The following is a 19,989-nucleotide window of genomic DNA, read 5'->3' as shown; positions in this document are numbered from 1 at the left end:
CAAAATATAAATAATATGCTTAAAAGCTATGTTCAATATAAAACAAAAAGCCCGCAATATGCGGGCAAATTCTTTTAGTTTTGTTTATCTTCCAATACAGACTCAAATGCTCTTAGACGCTTATAAATTGAAAGTAATTCAATAATAACAGGCCAAGATTCAATTAAATATTGGAATGACTCACGCACTTTTCCAAATACATTACTAATTTGCATCATTAAACCAAGCGTAATTGCACCTGCTGCAATACTTGGGAACAACACGAATAAACCGTATAAATTATCAAGTTGCATGTACCAAATACGCACCATATTGAAGTAAGCGTAATGGAAATATAAACGGAAATAATTAAAACGGACTTTTGAAAATAAATCTTTTAAAGTTTGAGGATCTGCCCGCTCATGATAATCCTCTCCATAAACCAACTCTTTACGATAAGCCGCTTCAACCTTTTGGTTATTAAATTCCAAACCAGGAAGCTTAATACCTACAAGCATAAGAACCACAGTACCAAATACCGCCCAACCAATTGCAGCCCACATCAGCGCATGTGGAATTTCACCAATAATTGGTAAAGATTTCACATGATCAGACAATTGGAACAACACAGGTAAGAAAGCAATTAAAGTCATTAATGCTTGAATAAAACTTACACCCAATGCTTCAGTGGTTTTGGCAAAACGCATCGTATCTTCCTGAATACGTTGCGATGCACCCTCAATATGACGCAATTGCTCCCAATGTGCTGTGTAATAATTATTCATTGCCGTACGCCAGCGGAAAATATAATGGCTCACAAAGAATAGGTTGAACACTGCAATTGTGACATAAACCATTGCAATGTATAAAAATGTGAGCGTACCTGTGTAAAGGTCTTGAATATCTCCACCACCACTACCAAGCATTTTTTGAATTAGGTCATAAAATGGACTATACCAAGCATTAATGACTAAACTTGTTTGAACCGAGAACCAAATATTAAATAAAATAAATGCAGAACCCCAAACCGACCAACCCTGCCAAGGATTATCAGATTTGAATTTCCAGAAAATTGCAAAAATTGTTGTTGAAACAAAAAACCACAAGTAAAACCAAATGAATTGCGCAGACCAAAAGCGTGAAACACCAATTGGTAAAACAGCTTCATGATAGTCTTTTGCAAAACCTAAATATTGCCCCCAAGTATTACCACCTGAATACCACAATACACAGTTAATAATGAACCATAAAATGAGTGAGCCAAAAAACCATTTTGGGTTTGGGAAGAATGATTTAAACATTTAATTTAGTTAGACCTTTATTATTAATTTCTAAAACGTATGCATCATAATGCCAAAAAATATAAACGATAGAAACGAATTATTTTTATTTGTATATATTTGATTAACCTCAATTCTAAACATTAATCTTTAAGTTTTAGCTTTGATTCAATCTGAATTTAAAAAATATTATATAAACACGATATATTTCACACTATTTTAAAAAATAGCATATAATGTACACTGTATAAATAACAAACATTATATCCAACTCAATATCTAGACAGAGGTATTTATGGAAACATATCTTATAGAATTATTAGAAGAAATTGTCTTAACAAAAGAAGACTGTCCACCTATTACATTTGAAAAAGGCACAATTCTTAAAGTACTTATGCAAACACCTTCTGCACTTCTTGTATCTTCAGACTCAAGTTTTAATTTCACAATTCACACTTCAGAAGAAAATAAAGTCTGGAGAAATTTCAAAGAATAAAAAAGGCACATATTGCGCCTTTTTTATTTAGTTGATGCATTTACTCAGGAATACGTAAAACTTGTCCTGGGAAAATATCGTCTGCATTTTTCAACAAAGGTTTATTTGCTTCAAAAATTTTATTGTACTTGTTTGCATCACCATAAAATTCTTTTGAAATTTTAGATAAATTATCACCCGATTTAACTGTATAAAACTTACTTTCTGGTTCCGGTGTTGCTACTGTTAATTGATCATCTACCTGTGCAACATGGTCAATATTACCCACAGCAAGAATAATTTTTTCTCTATCGGCCTGATTCTGAACCTGTCCAACTACTGTAGCCAAATCTGTTGTCGCATTATAAGACACGCTTAAACCTGAAATAGGCAAACCCAAGCTTTTGATATGTCCAAGCAATTTATTTGCAACTTCTTGAGCAGTTGGTTCTGCTGCCACCGGTGCTACTTGCGGCTCTGCGGCTGCTGTGTTTTTTTTACCAATGCCTTTCACAAAATCAAAAAGACCCATTATTTTCTCCTTATTGTATTTTAAATATTTATCGCTCTATTTTTATAACTTTTAAACCTACTCTTGAATACCAACATCAGATAAAAAAACGTTATTTTATGTAAAGATCATTATTCAGGCATAAAAAAGCCACCTAAAAGGTGGCTTTTTATTCAGCAAAGCTGAAATCGACAATTAACCAAGTTTCTTAGAAACATAGTCAATAGCAGATTGAACAGTTGTGATTTCGTTAGAATCTTCATCTGGAATAGTGATGTCGAAATCGTTTTCGAAAGACATTACTAATTCTACTAGATCAAGAGAGTCTGCACCTAAGTCATCCATGAAAGATGCTTCGTTTTTAATCTCTTCTGCTTTAAGACCAAGTTGTTCTGCAACTGCTTGCTTAACACGTAGTTCGATATCGCTCACAGGAATTCTCCTCATTGCTTGTGGCGTTTTTAATGCCGTTAGTTTAATTGAATCTAGAAAATATTGAAAGTTTATACATGACTTAGTTCATGTATAAACCACCATTTACATGTAAAACAGTTCCAGTGATATAACTTGCTTTTTCACTTGCAAGAAAACTCACTGCATTCGCGATATCTTGTGGGTCACCTAAACGGTTTAATGCCACTTGATCACTCATTTTTTTACGAATTTCTTCACTTAATTGTTCAGTCATTTCTGTTGCAATAAAACCAGGTGCAACAGCATTTACTGTAATTTGACGGCTACCCATTTCTTTTGCAAGGCTACGACCAAATGCTTCAATACCTGCTTTTGCAGCAGAATAGTTAGCTTGACCAGGGTTTGCAAAATGCGCAACAACAGAACTAATGTTTACAATGCGACCAAAACGAGCTTTTGTCATGCCTTTTAAAACACGTTTAGATAAACGATAAACGGCTTTTAAATGAATGTTTAGGATGTCATCCCAATCATCTTCAGACATACGTAATAATAAATTATCTTTGGTAATACCTGCATTATTAATTAAAGCAAGGACTGGACCATAGTTTTGTTCGATATCTGTTACCAATACATCAATAGCAGCGCCATCACGCACATCTAGTAATTTACCCACACCATTTTCAGCAAAAGCAGCAGAAAGCTTTTCTGCACCCGCTTCTGATGTTGCAGTACCTACAACAAAATAACCATCTTTAATAAGTTGCTGAGCAATGGCAGCGCCAATTCCTCGGCTTGCGCCTGTCACTAATGCGACTTTGCGTTCCTGTGTCATGCAATTTTCCCTTCAGCCACTAAAATGGCATTTAGTGCATCTTCCAAACGAGCTTTTGTATCAAGTGGACATGCTTTCTCAATTTTTGGTAAACGTTTTGCTAAGTTTGCCAATACATTACCTGGACCGCACTCTACAATGTACTCAACGCCTTCATCTTGAAGGAATTGTAATGTTTTTGTCCATTGTACAGATTGGTATAACTGTGCTGTAAGTGCTTGGCGTAACCCTGCAACATCTGTTGCAATTCCCGCATTTACATTTTGTATTACAGGAATACGAGGTAGCTCAATGGCAGTTTGTTCCAACGCTTCTGCAAACTGTTCCGCTGCAGGTTTCATTAATGAACAGTGCGATGGTACAGAAACAGGTAAGCCAATTGCTTTACCACCATTTTCTTTAGCAGCCGCCATTACCGCTTCAACTAAAGCTTTATCGCCTGCAATAACAACTTGTCCAGCAGCATTGTAGTTCGCAGCTTCTACTGAGCCACGACCTTGTACGTTAATTTGTTCGCAAAGCTCTAGTACTTTTGCATCTTCTAAACCTAGAATAGCAGCCATAGCACCTAAACCTTGTGGCACGGCACTTTGCATAAGCTTACCGCGCAAGTTAACCAACTTTGCAGCATCGCCTAGGCTTAATGCACCTGCAGCAACCAATGCGCTGTATTCACCAAGTGAATGACCCGCTAAATATTTTGGTGCAACACCACCCGACTCCAACCAAACGCGCCATAATGCAACGCTCGCTGTAAGTAATACAGGCTGTGTAAATTCTGTCTGATCTAAACCTTCACCAGTTTGCGCAATGTGCCATAAATCGAAGCCAACTGCTTGAGATGCTTCAGCAAAAGTTTCTTGAACACTACTAAATTGTTCTGCAATTTCAGCTAGCATTCCTACTTTTTGTGAACCTTGACCAGGAAACACAAATGCAGTTTTTGTTGCTTGAGCTGCTTGTTCTAGTTGGTTAGCAGACATAAAAAATCCTTGAATGAAGAGCAATTATTATTTAACAAACGATTAAATAATCAACAAACTCTTATGTAAGCCTATTTTCGGAAAGGAATTTAACACTTATTTTTTGTTTTAGTAATTGCCAAATGCAACAAAAAAAGGGAGCTTTCGCTCCCTTTTTCTCATTAAGCTTAACGCTTAATACATCTTCAATTATTCAGCAGATGCTTTAGCGAATAATTGACGACCACGGTAGATACCGTCTTTAGATACGTGGTGACGACGATGAGTTTCACCAGTAGCTTGGTCTACAGTTAATGCATTCTCAGTTAAAGCGTCATGTGAACGGCGCATGTCACGGCGAGAGCGACTTTTACGGTTTTGCTGAACGGCCATGATGGCTCCTTACAAATATCGAAAAATGGATCAGAACAAATTCAGTTGTCTTATACTTATCAGTATAACACAAAAATTAGTTAAGTTTACCCTTCAAACTTGCCAAAATATCAAACGGGTTATCTCGTTTTTCTTCAGCAAGCTCTTCTACGGCAGGTTGGTGCTTATGTTCACAAAACTCATGTTTCGCAGACAAAGGCATCAACAATAACAATTCATCTTCCATAAGAGAAAGTAAATCAGCGGTTGCAGGCGCATCAAAGCTACCTTTAGTCGTTGCTTCACTCTCACCTAGTACGATGAAATCAGCATCCTCATCCAAGCGCTCTATCAGTGACTCATCATCTACAAGAGCTAAATGAAAATCTGAAACGAGGTTAATTTCAACAGGGTTCAAACAGCGTTGACATTCTACTGAAACTTTCGTTTCAACATGACCACTTAGCCACACAATACGATGATATGCATCCATTGATAGCTTACAGTCTATGTTAATCAATTGATCATCAATTGATCCAACAGCTTCACGGGATATACGAACAAAACGAGATAGTGGCAGTGTTCCTGCCCATACGAAGCCTTGTTCGGCCCATTTAAACGGCTCAATCTGTGCCGGAAAGGTATTTGCTGACATAATTTAGGCGGCAATTCTACAAATTCATAAGTACTCTGTCAAAGATTAAGATACAATTTTGTACTTATTTAGACAGACCAATTGGGTAAATTCAGTCATGCATCTGTTGCAGCCGCAAACAGAAGTGAGTATTTCATCACTTGTTAGCACACTTCCAACCGCTGATTCTGACAGTTCACTCGAGCAAGTGCAACTTTCTTCATGGGTGAATTTATCATCAGAAGCAGAACAAGTTGATTGGCTCATCTTACACTTTAATCATTGGTTTTCCCACCTTAATGTGACGCTTGTTAAAGGTGATTTTGAACCCGAGTATTTTCCTGCAACAGAAACAGCACCTGCACGTATTCAATTTGCACATGGTTTTTTCAATAGTGCTTTGCATGAAATTAGCCACTGGACTATTGCAGGAGATAAGCGTCGCCTGCTTCCAGACTTAGGGTATTGGTACGCTCCCGATGGTCGAACAGCAGATCAACAAGCTTTATTTGAACAAGTTGAAATTAAACCACAAGCTATTGAATGGTTATTTGCGCAATCTTTTGGTCGTAGATTCCGTGTATCTTTAGATAACTTAACCGGTGAAGGTGGTAATGGTGCTACATTTAAAGACAATGTATTTGCCCAAGTTCAACGTTATTTTTCAGGAGAAGCCAAACTTCCACGCGATGCAGCACTATTTATTGAATATATTTGCATGTGCGTTCGAGGTGGCAAAAGATTACAAAGTGATGAGTTTATTCGTGAATTATTAGATTAATTTTTACAATCCATAATTCATCTCTTGAAACACTATTTAATCTCAAGAGATAATGAGTGAAAAATCATCAGGAGAATAAAATATGTTGCATTTAAGAATCCATCCTGAAGATCCTCAAGCAAGACTTATTAGTCAAGCTGTTGAACGCATTCGTGCAGGTGATGTTGTTGTTTACCCTACCGATGCTGCTTATGCAATTGGTTGCCAAATTGGTAATAAAAATGCAATGGAGCGTATTTCACAAATTCGTGGTTTAGGTCCAAAACATCAATACGCCATTATTTGTGCAGATTTATCTGATATTTCAACTTATGCAAAAGTTGATAATGCCATGTATCGACTACTTAAAAACAATACCCCTGCCGTAACTACATTTATTTTACCTGCAACAAGTGAAGTTCCTAAACGCTTAATGCACCCTAAAAAGAAAACGATTGGTTTACGCATTCCAAGCAATCCAATTTGCCAAATGCTTTTAAAAGAGTTAGGTGAACCTTTAATTACCAGTACGCTTATTTTGCCCGGTCAATCTGACCCAATTGATGATCCATACGATATTGAAATGCAACTTTCAAAACGGATAGATGTTTTAATTGATAGCGGCTTAGGCACATTAAATACAACAAGCATTATCGATTTATCTGGCAGCAACCCAGAAATTATTCGTCGTGGTGTTGGTGATGTGAGTGCTTTTGAATGAGTTTGAGTGAATTTAATTCATTCAAAAGTAACAATAAAAATAAAGTTCTTTATTATTACGGAAGTAAATACCATGTATTTATTTCCGATTTTTATACAAATGTTCAGGTAATTTGATTTATTTAAAAGCAAAAATCCATTAAACTGTATGTGTTTTATTTCTTCGCTATCTCTCAGCACTCCCTTAATAAGCCGAGCAGCATAGCTTTCATGCTTTTGAAAATTCGCGTGGCCTATAATTGTAATGACTCAAACTGTCCATGAATTGGTGGAACAACCACAACACATCCGCGTAATGGATGAGTGGCAAGATACCATTCCCGAAGATTTATACATTCCCCCTGCTGCATTCGAAATTCTTTTAGAACATTTCGAAGGACCACTCGATTTTTTAATTTACCTGATTCAAAAAAGCGGTTTCGACTTATTACAACTTGATATCGCACCTATTGCCTCTCAATATTTATCTTATATGGATGCAATGAAAACTTTAAATATTGAGTTAACCGCAGATTATATGGTGATGGCAGCTTTACTTGCAGATTTAAAATCTCGTTTGCTCCTACCAAAAGCACCGTCTATTTCTGCAATTGAAAAAGATCCTAAACAAGAATTAATAGATCGCTTAGAAACATATTTACGCATTAAACAAGCGGCTGAACGTTTAGGTCAAATGCCTGTTCTAGACCGTGATACATTCCCGACCAATGTAAACTTTGGACAAGTGAATGTGAATAATGTGGGTTATGCGGCAGAGCAATTACGTGATGCTTTGCTTTGTGTTTTTAATAGACCTGAACCTGTAACGCATCAAATTTTACAAGAACCTGTTGCGCTTGAAGAACGAATTGCTTATATCGAATATAAAATTCAATCTGGTGAAGTACTACAATTCGAAGAACTTTTAAAGCCAAGCCAAGGTCGTATGGGCATGGTTGTTACATTCATGGCGATTTTAGAGCTTACTCGTCAGCAAAAAATTTCAATTGTCGCAACAGGTATAGATGCACCGCTTGCAATTCAAGGAGCACACGTATGAATGATGAAACAATCATACCTTTAAGTGAAGGTGAAAATCATCATGAAATATTAATGCAGCTTGAAGCCATCATTTTTGCAAGTGAATCTCCTGTGTCTTTAGCAAGACTGAAAGAAGCGTTCCAAGATCAATTTACAAAGAAACAATTAAGTCAATTTTTACAACAGCTTGCCATGTTACAACATGGTCGATCTATTGAATTAATTGAAACAGCACAAGGTTATCGTTTCCAAGTTAGAGCAAAGTATAGAAACTTAATTACTCAAACTTGGCCTGAACGTCCTGTGCGCTTGTCTCCAACTATGTTGGAAACACTATCTGTTATTGCGTATCACCAACCTGTTACGCGCGCAGATATTGAACAAATTCGTGGAGTTACGGTAAATAGTCAAATTTTGCGTACATTATTTGATTGGAACTGGATTAAAGAATCTGGTTTTCGTGAACTCCCTGGAAGACCTGCGTTGTTAGTCACAACGTCACAATTTTTAAATGCTTTTGGCCTGTCGTCTCTTGGTCAATTGCCTCCCTTACAGGATGCCAAGGAAGCTTTTATGGCACTCGATGCAAATGCACCGAAGTCGTAAATAGGTGAACTGTTATGATTATTTCTAAGGTTATGCTGTCATGAGTGAAAAATTGCAAAAGGTGCTTGCACGCGTTGGTTTGGGTTCTCGCCGTTATATGGAAGAAGTCATTGCTGCTGGTCGTGTAAGCGTCAACGGTCAAGTAGCCCAAGTGGGTGAACGCATCGAACCTACCGATGAGCTTCGCATCGACGGTCGTAAAGTGCAGTTTCAAATTGAAGATGAAATTCGTCGTCGTGTTCTGATTTATTACAAACCAGAAGGTGAAATTTGTTCTCGTAACGACCCTGAAAACCGTCCAACTGTATTCGAACAATTACCGCAAATTCCAGGTGATCGTTGGGTTATGGTCGGTCGTTTAGATATTAACTCTACAGGTTTATTACTTTTCACAAATGATGGTGAACTTGCAAACCGCTTAATGCACCCTTCAAATGAAATTGAACGTGAATATGCTGTTCGTGTAATGGGTGAAGTAACGCCTGCGATTGTTAAAAACATGACCAATGGTGTTGTATTAGATGATGGTCCTGCGAAGTTTGAATCTTTCTCTGAAATTGGCGGTGAAGGTATTAACCGTTGGTTCCAAGTTGTAGTGAAAGAAGGTCGTAACCGTGAGGTTCGTCGTATTTTTGAATCTCAAGGTTTAAAAGTAAGTCGCCTACTTCGTACACGTTACGGCACAGTTATTCTTCCACGTGAATTACGCACAGGTCGTTGGATGGAGCTGGATAAACAAGACATCGACAACTTAACAAAATCTGTAGAACTTAAACCACGTCAAGGTACTGGCTTATTTGGTATGGCTAAACGTCGTAACGAACGTATGCAAGACAAACCAATGGCTGCACGTCGTGGTGGTTACTTACGTCAACAACGTCGTGACACAGATGAAGTTGAAGCTAAACCGAACTTTGACCGTCGTGGCGACAATGCTCCTGCTCGTCGTGAACGTCGTGATGACAACTTTGGTAACCGTGAGCGTCGTGACGAAAATGCACCTCGCAAACCATATGGCGCAAATAAAGGCTTTAAAAAGTTCTAATTTCTAATAGAAATTAAAAAACAAAATGCCACTCAAATGAGTGGCTTTTTTATGGGTGATTTTTCAGGTTTATAAAATAGGAATATCAATCCACTTTGTGCTTGGAAAATGCTTAGCTAAATACGTTTTTAAGTACTCAGCAGTATCTTTTGAAATTAACGCATCTTGAGATTCATGCGCTAAATTATAAGCTAGTGCATACAACTCAATACCCCGTGCTTTTAACGCCTCTAAACTTAATAAGGTATGATTAATACTGCCTAAACGCCCTGAACTTACTAAAATAACAGGTAAATGTTGTTGATGAATATAATCAATACTAAGTAAATCTTTCGTTAAGGGCACCATTAAACCCCCTGCACCTTCGAGTAAAACTCGATCATATTGACTTGCAAGTTGCAAAGTCGCATCTTCAATTTTAGCAAAATCAATTTCACGACCATCTATTTGTGTCGCTAAATGTGGCGATGCAGGATAACTAAAAATCTCAGGCATGGTAAGTTTAGTTTCATCTTCAGCAAACCACCCCATATTCATAATTTCACGATGCTTTTCAATATCTTCTGAAATATCAACATTGCCTGTTTGCACAAGCTTTTGCGTAATGGTTCGAACACCTTCTGCATTCCACATTTTTGCTAAATAACCTGTGCAATAGGTCTTTCCAATACCCGTATCTATTCCACTGACAAAAAAGACTTTAGACATTTAGATGCTCCGCGCAATGCAATAAATAGGGTGATAAGTCAGTGAATATTGTTGATTTTCCAACTTAAATTGCTCATAACTTTCATAAAAATTTTGCAAACTTTGCTTTGTCCAACGAAACTGATTAGATGTTGCCGTTACACCTGTCGCTTTTAAATGCTTTAAAACTTCTTGAGGATGTTGAAAACTCATTTTTATTGTTTCTTCCTGCATTAAAAGCACATTAAAACCTGCATTCTTTAATTGTTTCTGTAAACTTTCAGGAGATAAATAATTTAAACCTTGTCCTGTTAGCTGTTTAATTTCATGTAGATTTTTCTCACCAAAAGTCGAAAAAATAAAATAACCATCAGGCAGCAATGCTTGCTTAGACTTTTCCAAAACAAGACTTAAGTCATTCACCCATTGCAACGCAGAAGCAGAAACGATTGCATTTAATTGTTGAGGAAGTTCTAGTTGTTCAATATCGCCAACTTTCCATTCAATACACTGTGGTGAATCCTCTAAAAAATTCGATTTCACTGCACTATACAAATCATTCAGCATATATTTTTGGCTATTGAAGTACTGCCACATTAAACGGGTTAAATTTCCTGTGCCACAACCAATTTCAAAGATTCGATCTTGCTGTTTAGGTATGTTTTGCTCTGAAATAAGTGCCAATAAATGTTCACAAATTTGCTTTTGTACTACTGCATTTTGTGTATAACTTTCATGTGCACGTGCAAAATGTTGTGCAACTTTTACATGATTTACAACATTCATAGCAACTTAACCAACTGTGCTAAATCTTCATCTTTAACATGTGTGTTTAGACAAATGCGTAGACGTGAACTTCCCTTAGGTACAGTAGGTGGACGCACAGGCATAATATAAAAACCTGCTTGCTGTAAGTACTGTGCTTTTTCTACCGTTTCTTGAGAATCACCAATAATCACAGGCACAATTTGCGATGTAGATGGGCAATTAAACCCTTTCTGTTTCACTTGATCTATTAATTGCTTACTCATACTTTGCAAATGCTTTCGCTCTGTTTGCATAGTGATAACATGCTTTAATATGAATTGAGTCCATGCCATAGAAATAGGTGGCTGTGCGGTACTAAAAATTAGGGGGCGCATAGTATTAATTAAATAATCACGAATAATTTCATGACAAATTAAATAACCACCTACCGATGCAAGTGCCTTACCAAATGTTCCCACTAAAAAGTCGATATCATCAATAACATCATATTCTTCAGCACAGCCCAAGCCTTGTTGACCACGCACACCGATTGCATGGGCTTCATCAACATAAAGCATGACTTTTGAATATTGATGTTTCAGATTAACCAAAGCACGTAAGTTCGTTTCATCACCATCCATACTAAAAATGGACTCAGTGACCACAATAATGCGTTGAATGCTTTCATCTGCATGGTAGCTTTCAAGCAAATTCTCTAAATGCTGTAAATCATTATGACGATAACGCACATATTTCGCAGAAGATAAACGAATACCATCAATAATACTGGCATGTACCAATTTATCGGCAAACACCAAAGTTTTACCATCACAAATAGCAGGTAAAATACCAATATTCATGTGATAACCACTGTTAAATAACAATGCAGATCGCCCATGAAATAGTTGACTTAAATTTTGCTCAAGCTGTTCATATTCAGGAAAATTACCCGTGAGTAATCTTGAAGATGACGAGCTCATTACACGCTGAGAATTTGGTGTTTCATCAAAAAATTGTTCGCGTAATTGTTCATTCGATGCCAAACCTAAATAGTCATTAGAAGATAAATTCAGCATATTCTGCTGATTGATTTCAATATAACGACCACGTTGAATGTTCGATTTAAACTGTCGGAAATTACCTTGTTTCTTAAGCCCATCTAAAACTTCTGCATAATGATTTAACAAGCTCATGACTCTTGCTCCTGCATAGCTTTCACAACATGCACCACGCCATTGAGCAACACATTCAACTCATCATCAGCAATGACATAAGGTGGCATTACATACACCAATTTTCCGAATGGGCGCATCCAAATTCCTTGTTCAACAAATTGTGCTTGTAGTGTTTTCATATCCACTGAGGTTTTCAGCTCTACCACACCAATTGCACCTAAAACACGTACATCTTCCACATAAGAAAGTAATGCTAGACATGCTAATTTTGCTTTGAGATTTCGCTCAATTCTTTGAATATTTTCCTGCCAATTTTGTGACAATAATATTTGCGTACTTTTTAATGCAACGGCACATGCAAGCGGATTTGCCATAAAAGTTGGTCCATGCATAAACACACCCGCTTCACCTTGACTAATAGTTTCAGCCAATTCTGTAGAGGTTAAGGTTGCTGAAAGTGTCATATAGCCACCTGTTAAGCCTTTCCCTATACACATAATGTCAGGCTGAACTTGGGCATGTTCCCAAGCAAATAATTTACCCGTGCGCCCAAAACCTGTGGCAATTTCATCAAAAATCATCAACACATTATATTTTTCGCATAATAATTTGGCTTGGCGTAAATATTCAGGATGATAAAAGCGCATACCTCCTGCACCTTGCACAATTGGCTCTATAATTAAAGCGGCAATGTTTTGATGATGTTGTGCTAAAGCCTGCTCTAACTCTGCAATATCTTGAGAGTTCCATTCATCCTCAAAGCTAGTTTTAGGTGCTGAAACAAAAATACGATTAGGTAAACTTGTTCCAAAAATTTGATGCATTCCTGTGACAGGATCACAAACAGACATCGCGTTCCAAGTATCCCCGTGGTAACCCGAACGTGTTGTTATAAAATTAGTTTTTTCAGGTTTATTTCTTGCCGACCAATACTGCACTGCCATTTTCAGCGCGACTTCAACCGCGACCGAACCTGAATCTGCATAGAAAATTTTGGTTAAATTGGGCGGTGTAATTTCTAAAAGTAAACGCCCTAACTGAATAGCAGGATCATGAGTTAATCCACCAAACATCATGTGTGACATTTTTTCTAATTGTTCTGTCACCGCTTTATTAAGTTCAGGATGGTTATAACCGTGAATTGCACACCACCAAGATGACATACCATCAATCAAAACACGACCATCTTCAAGATAAATACGTGCACCCTCCGCCCTATTCACTTTGAAACACGGCAAAGGATTAATCATAGACGTATAGGGATGCCACAGATGTTGTTGGTCAAATTCTAAATCTGTTAATTCACTCATCCCACACTCCATGCAGATATATTTTTTTCATTGAGGCATCTTAAACCTGCACAAAGAAGAAATAAATTGCGAGAAAAGCCAGTTATGTTCAGATTTGTTTAATTTTACTTAAATATTGGGATATTTTGCTAATTACATCTTCGGTATTAAATATTGGGAAGCCATGTGATCCCAAAATTAGCTCTACCTCTAAAAAGTTTGCAGATAATTTCTGAAGATTTCTTGCAACTTTGTAACTAACTAAGAAGTCTTGTTTTGCAAAAATATGCAGTTGATGACCTGTATATTTTTCTAAGATATCTACATTATTTAACTGCTCCAAACAATTTAATCCTGCATTTAGAACATCTAAATTTTGTGGTTGTATTAAACTTTGCAATATTAAGAAATCTTGCTTGGTATTTTCTGTTCCTTGACACACCATAAAACCAAATTTCTTTAAGGTTGCAACTGCATCTGTTTTAAATGACTGTTTAAAGGCTTGAAATATCGGTTGATCCATTGCTGTTTGCCAGTTTTCATTGGCAACAAAGCACGGATTTGAACCTAAAGTAATGAGAATTTTATTTTGCTGATATTGTTTTGAAATTTGATCTGCCAAAATTGTGGCAAGCTGACCACCTAAAGACCAACCGATTAGAACATCAAATTCTTTTGCGACTTCAATATTTTTCTGCAAGGTTACTGCATCTAAAACATCAAAAATATTCAACAATTTAACCTGAAAATCTATTGCTTCAAGTTGTTGTTTTAAAGGCTGTAAAAGTTTTGTTCCACCGCCCCAACCTGTAATGAGCAAAACATTTTTTTTCAAAATAATTCCATATGCTTAAATTGTTCTATCTGCTGATTATCTCAGGAGATATCTTCAACAGCAAAACAAAAACAACCAATTCATTAAAAACTATAAATACTGTTGTAATCATTTTTAAATATAAACACCTTAGCTTAATTGGAAAATATTCAACCAAAAGTTTACAGTCCCAATGAAATTTAAATTATTACTCCTTCCTTTTTTAATCACGAGTTTCTCTGCATGTAGCACTGTAAATACATCTACAAATGCAACCAATGCACAAACAACACTTCAACCTTCAGCAAAAGGCGATTTAACAAGCTTTGGCGGTGCAACGCGTTTAAAAGAAGATCGTACTGAAGCGTTAAAAGCATCTATTAATAACCGCCCCGTAAAACATGTCATTTTGTTTATTGGTGATGGTACAAGCGATTCTGAACTCACATCTGCTCGTAACTATGCAGAAGGTGCATCGGGCTATTTTAAAGGTTTAGATGTATTACCATTTACAGGCTCATACACAAATTATTCTATTGATAAAGATAAAACAATTAATTACGTAACAGATTCTGCCGCTTCTGCTTCTGCTTGGGCAACAGGCACAAAAACCTATAACGGCGCATTAGGAATAGATATTCATGCTAAACCGCATGAATCCATTCTCTCTTTGGCAAAAAAAGCAGGATATGCGACGGGTAACGTCACCACTACTGAACTTCAAGATGCAACACCTGCGGCACTTATCGCGCATGTCACATCACGTAAATGCTATGGTCCAAAAGCAACTTCTGAAAAATGTCCTACAAACGCACTCGAAAATGGTGGCTTAGGTTCTGTCACTGAACAGCTTTTACAAGCACGTGCAGATGTCACTTTAGGTGGAGGACTTACAACTTTTAATGAAAAAGCAAAAGCTGGAAAGTTTAAGGATCAAACACTTTTAGATCAGGCAAAATCTTTAAATTATCAAGTTATACAAGACTTAGATGGCTTAAATGCCCTTCAAGAAGCTAATCAAAATAAACCAGTTTTAGGCTTATTTGCAGATGGTAATTTACCCGTATCTTGGGTTGGACCAAATGCAGAATTAAATGGCAATTTACGTGCAGCTGAAAAATGTAAGATCAATCCTGAACGTAGCGTATCTACACCTAGCTTAAAAGCAATGACTGCAAAAGCAATTGAGTTACTTCAACAAAATGAAAAAGGCTTTTTCTTACAAGTTGAAAGTGGCTCTATTGATAAAGCCAATCATGTTGCCGATGCTTGTGGTCAAATTGGTGAAACTGTCGCTTTAGATGATGCAGTTCAAGTAGCACTTGAGTTTGCAAAGAATAATCCAGACACTTTAATTATTGTGACGGGCGACCATGCACATACAAGTCAAATTATTCCTAATGAATCGAAAAGCCCAGGTAAAACAGTCAAGCTTCTTACTAAAGACAATGCACCAATGACCATTAACTATGCAACGTCTACAACGGAAAGCCAAGAACATACAGGTGCTCAAGTTCATACTGCTGCTTATGGTCCACATGCTGCCAATATTTCGGGTTTAATTGATCAAACTGATATGTTCTTTATTATGAAAAATGCTTTAGGCATTAAATAATTCATAAAGTTTGAGCAATAAAAAATCCCGCGCTTGGCGGGATTTTTTATTCATCTCAATTTTACATTTGAGATTGAATATAATTTTGCAGACCAATCAATTCGATTAAGCGAATTTGCTTTTCTAACCAGTAAGTATGATCTTCTTCTGTATCTGCCATTTGCTGACGAAGCATATCACGAGTAATGTAATCGCCTTTTTCTTCACAAAGTTTTACGCCTTGTGCAAGTTTTTCACGTACATGATATTCAAGTTTTAAATCTGCTTTTAAGCAAGATACAACATCTGTACCTACTTCAATATCTTCACGATTCATGTTTGGTGTTCCTTCTAGGAACAATACACGACGGATAATAGCATCAGCATGTTGAGCTTCTTCTTGCATTTCATGATCAATGCGTTCGAAGATTTTTGTTAAGCCCCAATCTTCATACATACGTGAATGAATAAGGTATTGGTCACGAGCAGCCAGTTCACCACCAATTAACATGTTTAGATAGTCTACGACTTCTGGATTGCCACGCATTTTAATACTCCATACATTTATGCAAGTATTATGGACAATTCACCATCTACTTGCAAAGCTTTTAAATTGTAAGTTAATGATTTTTATAAAATTAAAATGAGAAGTACTTGCATTCGCAGTTGTGTTTAATCAATACCCGCTTATAAAACAATATGTTGCAAATCATGATGTTTACTTCAGGAAATAAAATCCTTAATTTTTGGATTGGTTAAAATTTGTAACATTAATCCAACGTGCATTTTTCCACGCTTGCTGTTGCTTAGAATCTAAAAAAGTCCAAGCTACAAAGCGACTCTCTTTTTGCCCCTGCGCCATTTTAATGGTTTTCACATCCACTGCTCCGCTCTTACGCAAGGTATTTAGGAGCATAGGCAATGTTGTTTTCTTAGAAACCAATGTACTAAACCACAGACATTGCTCAGCAAATTGTGTGCTCTCTTGTACCATTTGACAGACAAAGCGCTCTTCGCCACCGTCACACCATAATTCATTCTTTTGCCCGCCAAAGTTCAACACTACCTTCGATCGATCAACTGTTTTACCAAGTTTTCTTAATTTTTGAGTTGCTGTGGCATTTGCTTCATCTTGCGAGGCATGAAATGGTGGGTTACACAGAGTCAAATCAAAACGATCTGTAGGTTTAATCACACCTTTAAAAATATTGCTCGGTGTCTTCTGCAATCGAATCTGAATGCCTTTCTTTAAATTCGGATTTGCTTCCACAATAAATTGAGCACTTTTCACCGATGCAGAATGAATATCTGAACCGACAAATTTCCAACCATAACATTGACGCCCAATAATTGGATAAATACAGTTTGCGCCAACCCCAATATCTAATACGTGAACGGCATGTCCAGTTGGAATCTGACCGTTATTATTCAGACTCAATAAGTCAGCCAAATAGTGAATATAGTCAGCTCTACCCGGAATTGGTGGGCAAAGATAATCTTTAGGAATATCCCAATATTGAATGTCGTAAAAATGCTTGAGCAATGCTTTATTCAGCATTTTCACAGCGAGTGGATCAGAAAAATTAATTGAAAGATCATTATATTGATTTGGACTAACAAAAGGCGCAAGTTCCAGACAACTCTTAATTAACTGCGGAAAATCATAACGACTACGATGCAGATTTCGTGCATGTAATTCCGATTTTTGTTGCGGAAAAGATTTCTTTGCTTGCGCCATGTGTATGCCAATCATCAACGGGAGAACAGAATTTGTAAGGCAGGATTTATACCTGCAAATGAATCGATATTGTACGTGAATTCAGTTCACAATGCTGACCCTGTATTTATCCTTTTATTTGTCTGTTTCAAAATACAATGACTAAATCCTAGCATTCTGCAATAGCCATAAAAAAAGACACCGAAAGATTCATCATCCTCAGTGTCTTTTGAATTCAAGTCATTGTAGAGAAAAATTAACCCTCGATTTGACCATGCTCTTTCATCAAAGCAATAAACTGTTCTTCATTTAAAACTGGAATACCCAATTTTTCTGCTTTCTCAAGTTTCGAACCTGCTTTTTCACCAGCAACAACACACTTGGTTTTACTAGAAACACTGCCACTTACTCGCGCGCCTAAGGTTTGTAAAAGTTGTGTTGCTTCATCACGTCCCATTGAGCTCAGCGTACCTGTAACCACCCAGCTTTCACCATTCAATGGCTGACGTGTTGGCGCAACAGGCGCATCCCAATGAATACCTGCCGCAATTAAACGATCAACCACTTCTAAATTATGTGGCGCTTGAAAAAAGTCGATAATCCATTCAGCAGTAATATCACCGACATCTGGTGTTTTCTTTAATGCTTCTAAATCTGCTGCTCGAAGTGCTTCTAAAGATTGAAAGGTATTGGCAAGCATACGTGCTGTTGTTTCACCTACACCACGAATACCCAATGCAAAAATAAAACTCGCAAAGCTTGTTTTCTTACTGTTTTCAATTGAGTCGATAAGATTTTGAACTGACTTTTCACCCATTTTTTCAATAGTGAGTAATTTTTCACGATGCTCATGCAAATGATAAATATCGGCAACATCTTTAAGCAAATCTAGATGTAATAAAGATTCCGCCCAACGATCACCCAAGCCTTCAATATCCATCGCTTTACGTGAAACAAAATGACGAATGGCTTCAATACGTTGCGCGGCGCAATACAAACCACCCGAACAACGTGCCAAAGCTTCACCTTCAGGCATTACCACAGGTGAAGAACACACAGGACAAGATTCAGGTAAATGAACTTCTACTGTATCGACAGGACGGAATTCAGGCCAAACTTTCTCAACCTTCGGAATCACATCGCCACTACGGTAAACGCTGACTGTATCGCCTACACGCACATCTAAACGATGAATTTCACCAATATTATGCAAAGTGACATTTGAAACGGTTACACCGCCCACAGCAACAGGGTTTAAACGTGCAACAGGTGTAAGTGTTCCTGTACGCCCTACTTGCCAATCAATATTTTCTACTGTTGTTAAAGCTGCGACCGCAGGAAATTTATACGCAGTTGCCCAACGTGGTTCACGACTTAAAAAGCCTAATTTTTGTTGTTGATTCAGGTCATTTACTTTAATGACCATGCCATCAATTTCAACTGTTAAGTCTGGGCGCTCTTCATTAATTTGTTCATAAGCTTTTTGAACGTCTTGAATGCTTTCACAAACAAAATGACGCTCACCTACAGCAAAACCAAATTGTGTAAGCCAGTCTAAACTTGCAGACATGGTCGTTTGACCATGATGCGGTACGCACTGTGCAATTCCATAAGCATAAAATGCAAGCGGACGAGAAGCTGCAATATTTGGATCGAGCTGGCGTAAACTTCCTGCTGCCGCATTACGTGGATTCGCAAAAGTTTTTTCGCCTTTTGCTTCATTTTCAGCATTGAGTTTTTCAAAGCCTGATTTAGGCATAAGCACTTCACCGCGAACTTCTAAAAGTTCAGGAATAGCACCTTTTTCTGAAGATAAAACTTTTGGCAAATTACGAATCGTTTTTACATTTTGCGTAATATCTTCACCAGTTTCGCCATCTCCACGGGTTACACCACGCACCAAAACACCATTTTCATACCACAATGAAATTGCCAAACCATCAAACTTTAGCTCAACATCATATTCAATTTTTTGATTTGGTAAGCGTTCTTCAATACGTCGTGCGAAGGCAAATAAATCTTCTTGATTAAAGACATTTCCCAAAGACAACATTGGAACAGCATGGGTAATATTTTCAAATTTTGATAATGGCTTCCCACCCACTTTATTTATAGGCGAATCTGGCTGAATTAAATCTGAATGTTGTTGCTCTAAAGCTTTTAATTGATGAAATAACTGATCATATTCACTGTCTTCGATAGTTGGTTGATCCATTACATAATAAGCATGATTGTGCTGAGCCAGTAATTGAATCAATTGACGCATTTGCGCAACGACAGCCGAATTTTGTGTCATATATTCACCATAAAAAAGGGCGGTATTCCGCCCTAAAGTTTTTTGCATAATGCATAT

The 19,989-nt window shown here is 37.2% G+C and carries 22 protein-coding genes; 7 read left to right on the top strand and 15 right to left on the bottom strand.

All coding sequences use genetic code 11. The features are described 5' to 3' along the window. Nucleotides 1-74: 74 nt before the first annotated feature. Nucleotides 75-1,280, bottom strand: coding sequence for a peptide antibiotic transporter SbmA (gene sbmA / locus MZO21_RS03335; RefSeq protein ID WP_248101689.1), 1,206 nt, complete (start codon nt 1,278-1,280; stop codon nt 75-77). A 274-nt stretch (nt 1,281-1,554) separates the two neighbouring features. Here sbmA and MZO21_RS03330 point away from each other — a divergent pair, with 274 nt between their 5' ends. Further along, entirely contained in the window at nt 1,555-1,755 is a 201-nt protein-coding gene (locus tag MZO21_RS03330; protein ID WP_248101692.1) for a hypothetical protein, read from the top strand. Between the two features lie 40 nt (nt 1,756-1,795). On the opposite strand, the gene lysM is transcribed toward MZO21_RS03330, so the two are convergent. The 6 genes from lysM to MZO21_RS03300 all read right to left on the bottom strand — a co-directional run bounded on the left by lysM (nt 1,796) and on the right by MZO21_RS03300 (nt 5,483). Continuing rightward, complete coding sequence (gene lysM / locus MZO21_RS03325; RefSeq protein WP_248101695.1) at nt 1,796-2,266, bottom strand: peptidoglycan-binding protein LysM; 471 nt, start codon at nt 2,264-2,266, stop codon at nt 1,796-1,798. A gap of 174 nt (nt 2,267-2,440) precedes the next feature. Continuing rightward, complete coding sequence (gene acpP, locus MZO21_RS03320; RefSeq protein WP_171501244.1) at nt 2,441-2,677, bottom strand: acyl carrier protein; 237 nt, start codon at nt 2,675-2,677, stop codon at nt 2,441-2,443. Nucleotides 2,678-2,759: 82 nt separating this feature from the next. Then, entirely contained in the window at nt 2,760-3,494 is a 735-nt protein-coding gene (gene fabG / locus MZO21_RS03315) for a 3-oxoacyl-ACP reductase FabG (protein ID WP_154772494.1), read from the bottom strand. Next, a complete protein-coding gene (gene fabD, locus MZO21_RS03310; protein WP_248101698.1) occupies nt 3,491-4,477 on the bottom strand; it encodes an ACP S-malonyltransferase in 987 nt (328 codons plus the stop codon). The genes fabG and fabD overlap by 4 nt, the downstream gene beginning before the upstream one ends. A gap of 189 nt (nt 4,478-4,666) precedes the next feature. Beyond that, complete coding sequence (gene rpmF / locus MZO21_RS03305) at nt 4,667-4,849, bottom strand: 50S ribosomal protein L32 (RefSeq protein ID WP_004279227.1); 183 nt, start codon at nt 4,847-4,849, stop codon at nt 4,667-4,669. A 76-nt stretch (nt 4,850-4,925) separates the two neighbouring features. Beyond that, nucleotides 4,926-5,483, bottom strand: coding sequence for a YceD family protein (locus MZO21_RS03300; RefSeq protein WP_154772492.1), 558 nt, complete (start codon nt 5,481-5,483; stop codon nt 4,926-4,928). A 97-nt stretch (nt 5,484-5,580) separates the two neighbouring features. Between MZO21_RS03300 and MZO21_RS03295 the strand changes: the two genes are divergently transcribed. From MZO21_RS03295 to rluB, 5 genes are all read left to right on the top strand, one after another. Further along, nucleotides 5,581-6,243 (top strand): elongation factor P hydroxylase, encoded by a 663-nt coding sequence (locus tag MZO21_RS03295; RefSeq protein WP_248101701.1) that lies wholly within the window; start codon nt 5,581-5,583, stop codon nt 6,241-6,243. A gap of 82 nt (nt 6,244-6,325) precedes the next feature. Beyond that, nucleotides 6,326-6,943: an L-threonylcarbamoyladenylate synthase gene (locus tag MZO21_RS03290; protein ID WP_154772490.1), complete on the top strand. Its 618-nt coding sequence runs from the start codon at nt 6,326-6,328 to the stop codon at nt 6,941-6,943. A 243-nt stretch (nt 6,944-7,186) separates the two neighbouring features. Next, nucleotides 7,187-7,981: a segregation and condensation protein A gene (locus tag MZO21_RS03285; protein ID WP_154772489.1), complete on the top strand. Its 795-nt coding sequence runs from the start codon at nt 7,187-7,189 to the stop codon at nt 7,979-7,981. Then, nucleotides 7,978-8,568: an SMC-Scp complex subunit ScpB gene (gene scpB, locus MZO21_RS03280; RefSeq protein WP_248101704.1), complete on the top strand. Its 591-nt coding sequence runs from the start codon at nt 7,978-7,980 to the stop codon at nt 8,566-8,568. Before MZO21_RS03285 ends, scpB begins: the two co-directional genes overlap by 4 nt. A 40-nt stretch (nt 8,569-8,608) precedes the next feature. Next, the gene (rluB, locus tag MZO21_RS03275) at nt 8,609-9,613 is read left to right on the top strand and encodes a 23S rRNA pseudouridine(2605) synthase RluB (protein ID WP_248101707.1); all 1,005 of its coding nucleotides are present in this window, start codon (nt 8,609-8,611) and stop codon (nt 9,611-9,613) included. 69 nt (nt 9,614-9,682) lie between these two features. Here the strand turns inward: rluB and bioD are convergent, their stop codons facing one another. The 5 genes from bioD to MZO21_RS03250 all read right to left on the bottom strand — a co-directional run bounded on the left by bioD (nt 9,683) and on the right by MZO21_RS03250 (nt 14,346). Beyond that, nucleotides 9,683-10,321, bottom strand: coding sequence for a dethiobiotin synthase (gene bioD / locus MZO21_RS03270; RefSeq protein ID WP_248101710.1), 639 nt, complete (start codon nt 10,319-10,321; stop codon nt 9,683-9,685). Beyond that, a complete protein-coding gene (bioC, locus tag MZO21_RS03265) occupies nt 10,322-11,086 on the bottom strand; it encodes a malonyl-ACP O-methyltransferase BioC (protein ID WP_248101713.1) in 765 nt (254 codons plus the stop codon). Beyond that, entirely contained in the window at nt 11,083-12,240 is a 1,158-nt protein-coding gene (locus tag MZO21_RS03260; protein WP_248101716.1) for an 8-amino-7-oxononanoate synthase, read from the bottom strand. The genes bioC and MZO21_RS03260 overlap by 4 nt, the downstream gene beginning before the upstream one ends. After that, nucleotides 12,237-13,532, bottom strand: coding sequence for an adenosylmethionine--8-amino-7-oxononanoate transaminase (bioA, locus tag MZO21_RS03255; RefSeq protein WP_248101719.1), 1,296 nt, complete (start codon nt 13,530-13,532; stop codon nt 12,237-12,239). Before bioA ends, MZO21_RS03260 begins: the two co-directional genes overlap by 4 nt. Before the next feature lie 88 nt (nt 13,533-13,620). Beyond that, entirely contained in the window at nt 13,621-14,346 is a 726-nt protein-coding gene (locus MZO21_RS03250) for a YqiA/YcfP family alpha/beta fold hydrolase (RefSeq protein WP_248101722.1), read from the bottom strand. 172 nt (nt 14,347-14,518) lie between these two features. On the opposite strand from MZO21_RS03250, the gene phoA reads away from it, so the two are divergent. Beyond that, entirely contained in the window at nt 14,519-15,940 is a 1,422-nt protein-coding gene (gene phoA, locus MZO21_RS03245; protein WP_248101725.1) for an alkaline phosphatase, read from the top strand. 61 nt (nt 15,941-16,001) lie between these two features. On the opposite strand, the gene ftn is transcribed toward phoA, so the two are convergent. The 3 genes from ftn to ligA form a co-directional block, all read right to left on the bottom strand. Continuing rightward, nucleotides 16,002-16,466 (bottom strand): heteropolymeric bacterioferritin subunit Ftn, encoded by a 465-nt coding sequence (ftn, locus tag MZO21_RS03240; protein WP_154772480.1) that lies wholly within the window; start codon nt 16,464-16,466, stop codon nt 16,002-16,004. Between the two features lie 192 nt (nt 16,467-16,658). After that, nucleotides 16,659-17,657, bottom strand: coding sequence for a 23S rRNA (adenine(1618)-N(6))-methyltransferase RlmF (gene rlmF, locus MZO21_RS03235; RefSeq protein ID WP_248101729.1), 999 nt, complete (start codon nt 17,655-17,657; stop codon nt 16,659-16,661). A gap of 235 nt (nt 17,658-17,892) precedes the next feature. Continuing rightward, a complete protein-coding gene (ligA, locus tag MZO21_RS03230) occupies nt 17,893-19,932 on the bottom strand; it encodes an NAD-dependent DNA ligase LigA (RefSeq protein ID WP_248101732.1) in 2,040 nt (679 codons plus the stop codon). Nucleotides 19,933-19,989: the final 57 nt, after the last annotated feature.

This window comes from Acinetobacter portensis (genome assembly GCF_023158935.1).
GTDB lineage: Bacteria > Pseudomonadota > Gammaproteobacteria > Pseudomonadales > Moraxellaceae > Acinetobacter > Acinetobacter faecalis.
This window is presented reverse-complemented; position numbering and strand designations above follow the sequence as displayed.

What these genes read in the sequence shown, in the direction of transcription:
- lysM (WP_248101695.1), bottom strand. Translation starts at nt 2,266, where the DNA reads ATGGGTCTTTTTGATTTTGTGAAAGGCATTGGTAAAAAAAACACAGCA.
- MZO21_RS03285 (WP_154772489.1), top strand. Translation starts at nt 7,187, where the DNA reads ATGACTCAAACTGTCCATGAATTGGTGGAACAACCACAACACATCCGC.
- sbmA (WP_248101689.1), bottom strand. Translation starts at nt 1,280, where the DNA reads ATGTTTAAATCATTCTTCCCAAACCCAAAATGGTTTTTTGGCTCACTC.
- MZO21_RS03290 (WP_154772490.1), top strand. Translation starts at nt 6,326, where the DNA reads ATGTTGCATTTAAGAATCCATCCTGAAGATCCTCAAGCAAGACTTATT.
- fabG (WP_154772494.1), bottom strand. Translation starts at nt 3,494, where the DNA reads ATGACACAGGAACGCAAAGTCGCATTAGTGACAGGCGCAAGCCGAGGA.
- ftn (WP_154772480.1), bottom strand. Translation starts at nt 16,466, where the DNA reads ATGCGTGGCAATCCAGAAGTCGTAGACTATCTAAACATGTTAATTGGT.
- rlmF (WP_248101729.1), bottom strand. Translation starts at nt 17,657, where the DNA reads ATGGCGCAAGCAAAGAAATCTTTTCCGCAACAAAAATCGGAATTACAT.
- bioC (WP_248101713.1), bottom strand. Translation starts at nt 11,086, where the DNA reads ATGAATGTTGTAAATCATGTAAAAGTTGCACAACATTTTGCACGTGCA.
- bioD (WP_248101710.1), bottom strand. Translation starts at nt 10,321, where the DNA reads ATGTCTAAAGTCTTTTTTGTCAGTGGAATAGATACGGGTATTGGAAAG.
- fabD (WP_248101698.1), bottom strand. Translation starts at nt 4,477, where the DNA reads ATGTCTGCTAACCAACTAGAACAAGCAGCTCAAGCAACAAAAACTGCA.
- phoA (WP_248101725.1), top strand. Translation starts at nt 14,519, where the DNA reads ATGAAATTTAAATTATTACTCCTTCCTTTTTTAATCACGAGTTTCTCT.
- MZO21_RS03295 (WP_248101701.1), top strand. Translation starts at nt 5,581, where the DNA reads ATGCATCTGTTGCAGCCGCAAACAGAAGTGAGTATTTCATCACTTGTT.
- scpB (WP_248101704.1), top strand. Translation starts at nt 7,978, where the DNA reads ATGAATGATGAAACAATCATACCTTTAAGTGAAGGTGAAAATCATCAT.
- MZO21_RS03300 (WP_154772492.1), bottom strand. Translation starts at nt 5,483, where the DNA reads ATGTCAGCAAATACCTTTCCGGCACAGATTGAGCCGTTTAAATGGGCC.
- MZO21_RS03330 (WP_248101692.1), top strand. Translation starts at nt 1,555, where the DNA reads ATGGAAACATATCTTATAGAATTATTAGAAGAAATTGTCTTAACAAAA.
- MZO21_RS03260 (WP_248101716.1), bottom strand. Translation starts at nt 12,240, where the DNA reads ATGAGCTTGTTAAATCATTATGCAGAAGTTTTAGATGGGCTTAAGAAA.
- bioA (WP_248101719.1), bottom strand. Translation starts at nt 13,532, where the DNA reads ATGAGTGAATTAACAGATTTAGAATTTGACCAACAACATCTGTGGCAT.
- rluB (WP_248101707.1), top strand. Translation starts at nt 8,609, where the DNA reads ATGAGTGAAAAATTGCAAAAGGTGCTTGCACGCGTTGGTTTGGGTTCT.
- ligA (WP_248101732.1), bottom strand. Translation starts at nt 19,932, where the DNA reads ATGACACAAAATTCGGCTGTCGTTGCGCAAATGCGTCAATTGATTCAA.
- rpmF (WP_004279227.1), bottom strand. Translation starts at nt 4,849, where the DNA reads ATGGCCGTTCAGCAAAACCGTAAAAGTCGCTCTCGCCGTGACATGCGC.